Raw genomic sequence first — 8,919 nt, forward strand, 5'->3', positions numbered from 1 at the left:
AACACTATACTCCATAGAAATCCTCATCCAGAATTTGTTCAATCGAAAAAGGACAAACCATAGGATACTCGCTCTCTTCTGGTACACGAACCCCAAATTTAGCAAGTTTACCTTCCTTAATTGCTAGTTTACGAGCATCGGGATAGGCTTTTTCCACCGCTTCTATCAAGAAACTTTTGAGAGAGGGGGTATCTGTCAGATTGTCGAGAACTCGCTGACGATGTTCCACAACCGAACTGTACCAACTTGCTTTCATTGAATCTGGTACATTATGCTGAATCTTTAACTTGAGTAAGTGAGCTAACAAGATTTTGAGATTGCTTCTGAGCGCATTCTTCTCTGATTTACCCAAATCTACTAGTTCCTCAATCAAATGCTCAATATCTAGCGATCCAAATTCATGATTTTGTAACTGCTGAATCGTTTGCTCAATCCATAATTGCAAATCGTGATCGTATAGCGTGTTAGACATCTTTCAGATTCGCTTATTGACTACTTATGTCTTTATATTTAATATTTTAGCTCATAAGTTTTAAATATTCTCTCAATGCTAAACCCCTAGATTACCAAATATCCATCTTCCATTTTTACAATTCTATCTGCAATATCTAAAATCCGGTTATCATGAGTAACTAACAAAATAGTACAACCTTGTTCTTTTGCTAATTGCTGCATTAAATTAACTACATCTCTACCAGATTTACTATCTAAAGCTGCTGTCGGTTCATCTGCTAACACTAACTTAGGATGATGTACCAAAGCACGCGCAATAGCTACTCGTTGTTTTTGTCCTCCTGAAAGATTATCAGGATAATAATTTAGTCTTTCACCTAAACCCACAGTTGTTAACATTGCTGCGGATTTTGCTTGTGCTTCTCGAAAGGAAATAGTATGATCATTTTCAAAAGGCATTTGTACATTTTGTTGAGCATTTAGAAAACCCAAAAGGTTATGTGCTTGAAAAATATAACCGATATTTCGACGCACCTGTATCATTGCATCTTTACTAGCACCATAAATTTCTTTACCTAATATTTTTAGACTTCCTGATTGTAAAGAACGCAAACTACCAATTAAAGTAAGTAAAGTAGTTTTTCCTGAACCAGAAGGCCCAGTCATAATTACAATTTCTCCTGGTTGTATTTCCAGATTAATATCAAAGAGAATTTGTTTTTTTAATGCACCTTCACCATAATAGTGATTAACATTAGAAATAGAAATTGCAGGTAAAGTATTCATGTTAGTTAGGGTTTAGTAATTGAACACAGATAAACGCAGATAAACACAGATGTTTTCCTTTTAGCTGACTACTTCAAAAAACATCAGCAGGATCAGCAGATTGTAATTTTTGCATCGCTATTAAAGCCGAAATTGAACACATCAAAGTTGTGAGAATGAAGATAAATATGGCTCTATCTACAGTCATTATTATCGGTAATAATGTTGCTTGACGAGTCATCAGATATAAACCTTGAGAAATTGCAAACCCAGGAATAAAACCGATAGCTGCTAAAATTAAAGCTTCTTGAAAGACAATAACAAGTAAATAGTTATTTTTAAAACCTATTGCTTTTAAAGTTGCATATTCTGGTAAATGATCAGAAACATCACTATAAAGAATTTGATAAACAATTACCGCACCAACTACAAAGCCAATTATTGCACCTAATGTAAATGTAAATCCTACAGGTGTGCTAGTATTCCAAAAGCTTTTTTCTTTAGCTACGAATTCCTGTTTGGAAAGAACTTGGACATCATTTGGTAAATTAGCTTTTAAATTTGCAATTACCCAATTTACATCTGCACCAGGTTCTAGCTTGATTAATCCAAAATCTATTAATCCTTTTTTTCGTCTTTTGTTAGCGAATAAACGCAGAAAGTTCACATCACTAGTGATAATATTACCATTCACACCAAATGAAGTTCCTAACCTGAATAAACCAACAACATTAATTTGACGGTTGTTTAATTCTGTCGTGACTCCATTATTATTTTCAAAGTGAGAAACAATAGTCCCAAATTCTTTACGGGAACTACGATCAAATAAAACTGTATCTGGTTCTTTCAGGTAGTTTAAGTTGTCTTGTACACCAGTTAAATTAACGACTTTTTCTTCTGGATTAAAACCGATAGCGAAAATTCTCCAAGTCTGTTGATTATCAGGATTTTTCCAGGGAATAGAATCTAAATAAATCGGACTAACTGATTGCACTCCGGTAAAACCTAATGCTTGATATAATCTTCTTTGAGAAAATTGATCAAGAGAAATTAAAGCTTTATAACGAGAACTTACGAGTACAATTTCCCCTTCTAAACTATTATGTAATTGTACCGCACCATCAAATAAAGCTTCACGAATTCCCAGTTGCAAAAACATCAAAACATCTGCAAAAGCAATTCCAGCAATAGCTACTCCCATTCTGGCTTTTTCTCGTGATAGTTGTAACCACGCAAGAGGTATTTTCCTTTTCCACATAAAAGCAATCCTAAATCATTTATAAAAATCTTTTTTCTTCTCTCTGCGTTCTCTGCGTCTCTGCGTGAGATAAAAAAATAAATTTATGTACTCTAGCGGAGACTACACAAATAAAATATTAGTATTCAAGATAAAATTGAGAAAAATAACCGCAAATACAAGTACTTTAACTCACATCTTGCACCTGGCGACTGGAAGTCGCGGCTAGACAGACAAAACCCGCCTACGCGGGTTTGAAACTAGCGATTTGACAATTTAAAATTGATCAAGAGAAATTAAAGCTTTATAACGAGAACTTACGAGTACAATTTCCCCTTCTAAACTATTATGTAATTGTACCGCACCATCAAATAAAGCTTCACGAATTCCCAGTTGCAAAAACATCAAAACATCTGCAAAAGCAATTCCAGCAATAGCTACTCCCATTCTGGCTTTTTCTCGTGATAGTTGTAACCACGCAAGAGGTATTTTCCTTTTCCACATAAAAGCAATCCTAAATCATTTATAAAAATCTTTTTTCTTCTCTCTGCGTTCTCTGCGTCTCTGCGTGAGATAAAAAAATAAATTTATGTACTCTAGCGGAGACTACACAAATAAAATATTAGTATTCAAGATAAAATTGAGAAAAATAACCGCAAATACAAGTACTTTAACTCACATCTTGCACCTGGCGACTGGAAGTCGCGGCTAGACAGACAAAACCCGCCTACGCGGGTTTGAAACCACTGATTTTCCGTGAGTCCGCGCAGGCGGACTTAGTTTGTGTAGCCACGAATTCTATTCGTTAGGGCTTGGTGCAAGATATGTGTTAAATTAAGTCAATCGCAACTTTAACTTTAGAATTAGTCAAACCAGTAACTCGCTGACTAGATTCAGGATTAAGACGAATTTTTACTTCTACAACTCGTGCATCAATATCAGCCGCAGGATCGGTGTTGAGGACATCTTTTTTAGCTATTAGTAAGCCAATATAATCAACCTTTCCTTTTAGTGTTCCAGGTAAATTCAGTTGATTAATAGTAGCATCTTGTCCTAATTTAACTTTATTAATATCATTTTCATAAACTTCTGCAACTACATACATTTGATTAGTTTCACCGATTTCAGCAATACCTTTATCGGTAACTACTTCACCTGTCCAAGAATGAATTTTTAGAATTTGTCCATCTTTAGGAGAACGCACATAAGTTAAATTTAAATCTGCCTCTGCTTCTTTTACTGATGCTTTTTTACTTTCAATTTCGGCAATTGCAGCTTGTAAATCAGTAGGACGAATTTCGGCAATTCTGTTTAAAGTTGCTGTGGCTTGTTTGAGTTTTTCTCTCAAAGTTTCTGATGTCTGGGACTGATTTGCAATGGCTTCCCGCAAACTCGCTTGTGCTGTTTCTAAAGTCAACTTTTTAGTATCACGAATAGAAGCGGAAACTGCACCTTCAGATTGCAAAGATTGATAACGCTGATATTCAAGTTCGGCATTTTTAACTTCGGCTTCTAAGCGTTTCACCGTTGCGACTCTAGCTGCACTTTCTTGACGCAATAGTGCTTCTAATTCGGTAATTGTGGCTTTTTGTGCTTCAATTTCTCCCTGTTTTGCACCAGCTTTTACTTGTGCTAAACGCGATTCTGCTACTTTCACCTGTTGCTTGGCTTGGTTGAGTGCAGCCAGTCTGCGATCGCTACTATCCAGAATAGCAATTATTTGTCCTTTTTGAATGCGATCGCCTTCTTTAACTAAAAGTTGTGCTACCCGGTTACTACCAGCCATCTGAGACACCGATAATTGAATCACTTCCCCTTGGGGTTCGATTCGTCCTAAAGCCGTAATTGCCTTGATTACAGGGCGTTTATCAGCCGCTAAGGTAGCTTTTTCAGGAGGATTGTCACTAGATAAAAAGTATAACGACCCTGCAACACTTGTCAAAGCTAAAACAAGCACCGTTGCAATTAGCGGAGTTGAAAACTTAGAAATTCTTGCTTGGTTTGGGTCAAGATTTTGCATAGATGTATGTAACTACCTGAGTTTCAGCAGATAAACTTGCTGTATACAATTATTTAGCTATAATAGTTTTATTAAACTTGTTGTATACAAGCTCTAGTGTAACCTTAAATAAATATCTGTCAAGTAGCCAAGTAATTTTTTATTTATGGGTTTGTCGCACGGGATTTTGACTTGTTTAATCGAAGCACCTCACAGCGGTTATGACCTTTCCAAGGTTTTTAGCGAATCAGTGGGTTATTTTTGGCACGCTTCTCAGCAGCAAATTTACAGGGAATTAGGCAAACTCGAAACACAAGGTTTCATTGTTTCCGAAATCATTCCTCGTGAAGGTCGTTTAGATAAGAAAATATATTCAATCACAGAACTAGGAAAGCAACATTTAGTGGAGTGGATGAAAAAACCCAGTGAACCTGATGTGATTAGAGAAGATATATTAGTAAAAATATTTTCTGGTAGTTTAGTACCCGTTGACATTCTCATCGAAGATGTAGAACATCGTCGCCGATTACATCTAGAAAAATTGTCTAAATATCGAGAAATTGAGCAAAAAAATTGTCCAGAAAAAGAAGCATTAACTTACCCACAAAAGTTAAGATATTTAGTGTTAAAAGCAGGTATTCGCTACGAATTAGAATGGATAGATTGGTGTAATGAAGCATTAGAAATGCTCAAAGATTCACCCCAAATATAATGTAGGGTGGGCAATGCCCACCTTTTATATTATGCAAAGAAAGCACTAAGCAATCAAAACAAAATCACTGCTACTGAGAGTGATATCAGGATTACTTAAATAAGCAAACTCAAACACTGCCGCTGCATTCAAAACATTAGCATTTTGGTTATAGAAAATACTGCCAGTTTCTTGACTATAAACAATACGGGCAGCACTAGCATCTACTAACCCATCATTTGCAACCACCGCAAAATTGGTTAACGCTTGTCCGACCGCATTAGTAATAGCATTGAATGTAGCTTTACTCAAAGCAATCTTGTCTTGTCCCACTGTAAAATCGGTAATGTAATCAACACCTAAATTAGCATTAAAAACTCCATTACTTTGGAACAGGTATTGATCATTACCAACTCCTCCTGTGAGAATATCATCACCATTACCTCCCCAGAGAGTATCGTTTCCTGCTAAACCTTGCAGTAGGTCATTTCCAGCACCACCAACAAGCAGGTTATTTAATGAATTACCTGTCAGACGGTCATTACCATTACCACCTGTGGCGTTTTCGATGACATTATTCGCAGAAAGAACGAGTTTAAGATTACTACTGACAGTCTGTGTAGTAGTTGTACCAAGATTTACTTTGACAGCAGCAGTAGTATCAGTAAAGTCAAGAGTATCAATACCACCTGTTGCTGTTTCTACAACCCTATCTGTTGCTAAAGCAGAATTGGCGACAAAAGAGTATGTATCATTACCATTTCCACCTGTAAGAGTGTTATTAGCACTATTACCTCTGAGGACGTTATCGTTGGCGTTCCCAGTACCATTAATAGCCGATGTTCCTGTTAAAGTCAGATTTTCCACACCTGCGGCTAAAGTAGTGGTAGTGGAGGCATTCAGAGTATCAGTAATGGTTGTAATGGCGCTGGCTTTAGTTCCTAAACTGGCATTGGTGGGAGATGTCAGCGTCACAGTAAAGGTTTCATTAGCCTCATTAATGGCATCATTGACAATGGGAATAATGATGGATTGAGTTGTTACCCCTGGGTTAAAGGTCAAAGTTCCTGTTTTGCTGGTATAGTCTGAACCTGCTGTAGCAGTACCATTACTAGTTGCATAGTTCACCGTAATGGTTTGGGTGCTGGTGTTGGAAAGAGTAACGGTATAAGTGACGTTTTGAGGATTTGTTTGACCTTCGACTATCGTCTGGTCAGCACTGAGATTAATAGTTATAGATGATGAAACATCATCATTAGTAATAGTTCCCGTCACCGCAGCAGTTGTACCAACGGTGTAACCTGTACCTGTAGCTAAAGTTAAAGCCACGGTTTCATTAGCTTCAACTGTGGTATCTGCGGTGGGGTCTATTGTTAGAGTTGCGGTACTCGAACCAGCTGCAAAGATGATGGTTTTTCCTGTTCCAGGTGTTGCACCAGTATAGTCGCTACTGTTAGCTGTACCGGTGATGCCATAGTTAACGGTTAAGGCATTGGTGGTACTGCCGGTGCGAGTGAAGGTGTAAACTAGGTTGGCGGTTCCATCTTCCGTGACGCTGGCAGGAGATACAGCTAGGGTAATATTGGGTAAAGCCACATCATCATTAGTAATAGTTCCCGTCACCGCAGCAGTTGTACCAACGGTGTAACCTGTACCTGTAGCTAGAGTTAAAGCCACGGTTTCATTAGCTTCAACAGTGGTATCTGCGGTGGGGTCTATTATTAGAGTTGCGGTACTCGAACCAGCTGCAAAGATGATGGTTTTTCCTGTTCCAGGTGTTGCACCAGTATAGTCGCTACTGTTAGCTGTACCGGTGATGCCATAGTTAACGGTTAAGGCATTGGTGGTACTGCCGGTGCGAGTGAAAGTGTAAACTAGATTGGCGGTTCCATCTTCGGTGACGCTGGCAGGAGATACAGCTAGGGTAATGCTGGGTAAAGCTACATCACCAATAGTGATGATTTGATCAGAAAATTGTACTTTTTCGACACCATACAACGTATCTATGCCATCACGATTAGCTACTGAATCGGTAATTGTGAATACTCCTGCATTACTGGTAATTTGATATTGGGAACGAGTACCTGAATAAACAGCAGTATCACTTCCAACACCACCATAAAGGCTGTCATTACCAACACCACCGACTAACCTATCATCTCCCTGTTCACCAAATAAACGGTCGTTATCTCCACCACCTTGTAGAGTATCATTACCCAAACCACCAAACAAATCATCACTTCTGTTAGTTCCTGTGAAATTGTCATTAACAACAGATGTGCTGAAAATAAAATCTGTGGCTGCTAGTTGACTGCTACTCAAGCCATTGATTCTCAATCTATAACCATAAATGGGATTAGAAAAGTTGTCATAGCGAGCAGCAATGACGGCATTACCTAGAGAATCATTACTGATGAGATATGAGAGTGTTTGATAGTCAGCAATACCAACAGATCTGAGGTCAATTTTGTCTTGTCCCTTCACAAAATCCGTGACTACATCTAGCTCTTGGGCAGAACTAGAACCATTAAAATATTCAAAGACAAATGTATCTAGTCCTGTGCCACCATAGAAGGTATCAGAACCTGTTCCTCCCAGGAATCTATCATCTCCCTGTTCACCAAATAAACGGTCGTTATCTCCACCACCTTGTAGAGTATCATTACCCAAACCACCAAACAAATCATCACTTCTGTTAGTTCCTGTGAAATTGTCATTAACAACAGATGTGCTGAAAATAAAATCTGTGGCTGCTAGTTGACTGCTACTCAAGCCATTGATTCTCAATCTATAACCAATGGAATTAGAAAAGTTTCTATAGCGGGCAGCAATGACGGCATTACTTAAAGAATCATCACTGATGAGATACGAGAGTGTCTGATAGTCAGCAATACCAACAGATCTGAGGTCAATTTTGTCTTGTCCTTGGACAAAATCAGTGACTACATCTAGGTCTTGGGCAGAAAGAGAACCATTAAAATATTCAAAGACAAATGTATCTAGTCCTGTTCCACCATAAAAGGTATCAGAACCTGATCCTCCCAGGAATCTATCATCTCCCTGTTCACCAAATAAACGGTCGTTATCTCCACCACCTTGTAGTTTTATATTATGCAAAGAAAGCACTAAGCAATCAAAACAAAATCACTGCTACTGAGAGTGATATCAGGATTACTTAAATAAGCAAACTCAAACACTGCCGCTGCATTCAAAACATTAGCATTTTGGTTATAGAAAATACTGCCAGTTTCTTGACTATAAACAATACGGGCAGCACTAGCATCTACTAACCCATCATTTGCAACCACCGCAAAATTGGTTAACGCTTGTCCGACCGCATTAGTAATAGCATTGAATGTAGCTTTACTCAAAGCAATCTTGTCTTGTCCCACTGTAAAATCGGTAATGTAATCAACACCTAAATTAGCATTAAAAACTCCATTACTTTGGAACAGGTATTGATCATTACCAACTCCTCCTGTGAGAATATCATCACCATTACCTCCCCAGAGAGTATCGTTTCCTGCTAAACCTTGCAGTAGGTCATTTCCAGCACCACCAACAAGCAGGTTATTTAATGAATTACCTGTCAGACGGTCATTACCATTACCACCTGTGGCGTTTTCGATGACATTATTCGCAGAAAGAACGAGTTTAAGATTACTACTGACAGTCTGTGTAGTAGTTGTACCAAGATTTACTTTGACAGCAGCAGTAGTATCAGTAAAGTCAAGAGTATCAATACCACCTGTTGCTGTTTCTACAACCCTATCT

7 protein-coding genes and 1 pseudogene are annotated in these 8,919 nt (G+C 38.1%); 1 reads left to right on the top strand and 7 read right to left on the bottom strand.

Features of this window, described 5'->3' with window-relative positions:
* Nucleotides 1-4: 4 nt before the first annotated feature.
* The 5 genes and pseudogenes from A9Y75_RS23080 to A9Y75_RS23095 all read right to left on the bottom strand — a co-directional run bounded on the left by A9Y75_RS23080 (nt 5) and on the right by A9Y75_RS23095 (nt 4,475).
* Nucleotides 5-472 (bottom strand): DUF29 domain-containing protein, encoded by a 468-nt coding sequence (locus tag A9Y75_RS23080; RefSeq protein ID WP_071191878.1) that lies wholly within the window; start codon nt 470-472, stop codon nt 5-7.
* 86 nt (nt 473-558) lie between these two features.
* A complete protein-coding gene (locus tag A9Y75_RS23085) occupies nt 559-1,239 on the bottom strand; it encodes a DevA family ABC transporter ATP-binding protein (protein WP_071191879.1) in 681 nt (226 codons plus the stop codon).
* Nucleotides 1,240-1,312: 73 nt separating this feature from the next.
* Nucleotides 1,313-2,476: an ABC transporter permease DevC gene (gene devC / locus A9Y75_RS23090; protein ID WP_071191880.1), complete on the bottom strand. Its 1,164-nt coding sequence runs from the start codon at nt 2,474-2,476 to the stop codon at nt 1,313-1,315.
* Between the two features lie 267 nt (nt 2,477-2,743).
* Nucleotides 2,744-2,959, bottom strand: a pseudogene (locus tag A9Y75_RS27935) (ABC transporter); the annotation flags it as partial.
* Nucleotides 2,960-3,284: 325 nt separating this feature from the next.
* Nucleotides 3,285-4,475 carry an ABC exporter membrane fusion protein gene (locus A9Y75_RS23095; protein ID WP_071191881.1) on the bottom strand — a complete coding sequence of 397 codons (1,191 nt, stop codon included), beginning with the start codon at nt 4,473-4,475 and terminating at the stop codon, nt 3,285-3,287.
* 145 nt (nt 4,476-4,620) lie between these two features.
* Here A9Y75_RS23095 and A9Y75_RS23100 point away from each other — a divergent pair, with 145 nt between their 5' ends.
* Complete coding sequence (locus A9Y75_RS23100; RefSeq protein WP_071191882.1) at nt 4,621-5,166, top strand: PadR family transcriptional regulator; 546 nt, start codon at nt 4,621-4,623, stop codon at nt 5,164-5,166.
* 45 nt (nt 5,167-5,211) lie between these two features.
* On the opposite strand, the gene A9Y75_RS23105 is transcribed toward A9Y75_RS23100, so the two are convergent.
* Both A9Y75_RS23105 and A9Y75_RS27940 read right to left on the bottom strand, forming a co-directional pair.
* Complete coding sequence (locus tag A9Y75_RS23105; protein ID WP_236721502.1) at nt 5,212-8,262, bottom strand: Calx-beta domain-containing protein; 3,051 nt, start codon at nt 8,260-8,262, stop codon at nt 5,212-5,214.
* 8 nt (nt 8,263-8,270) lie between these two features.
* Nucleotides 8,271-8,919 (bottom strand): M10 family metallopeptidase C-terminal domain-containing protein (locus A9Y75_RS27940; protein WP_177176279.1); only part of this gene is annotated, 649 nt, incomplete at its 5' end.

Origin of the sequence: Trichormus sp. NMC-1, assembly GCF_001858025.1 — a bacterium.
Classification (GTDB): domain Bacteria; phylum Cyanobacteriota; class Cyanobacteriia; order Cyanobacteriales; family Nostocaceae; genus Anabaena.

Bases quoted from the DNA above. Each gene is read 5' to 3' on its own strand.
- devC (WP_071191880.1), bottom strand. From the start codon at position 2,476: ATGTGGAAAAGGAAAATACCTCTTGCGTGGTTACAACTATCACGAGAA.
- A9Y75_RS23085 (WP_071191879.1), bottom strand. From the start codon at position 1,239: ATGAATACTTTACCTGCAATTTCTATTTCTAATGTTAATCACTATTAT.
- A9Y75_RS23095 (WP_071191881.1), bottom strand. From the start codon at position 4,475: ATGCAAAATCTTGACCCAAACCAAGCAAGAATTTCTAAGTTTTCAACT.
- A9Y75_RS23080 (WP_071191878.1), bottom strand. From the start codon at position 472: ATGTCTAACACGCTATACGATCACGATTTGCAATTATGGATTGAGCAA.
- A9Y75_RS23100 (WP_071191882.1), top strand. From the start codon at position 4,621: ATGGGTTTGTCGCACGGGATTTTGACTTGTTTAATCGAAGCACCTCAC.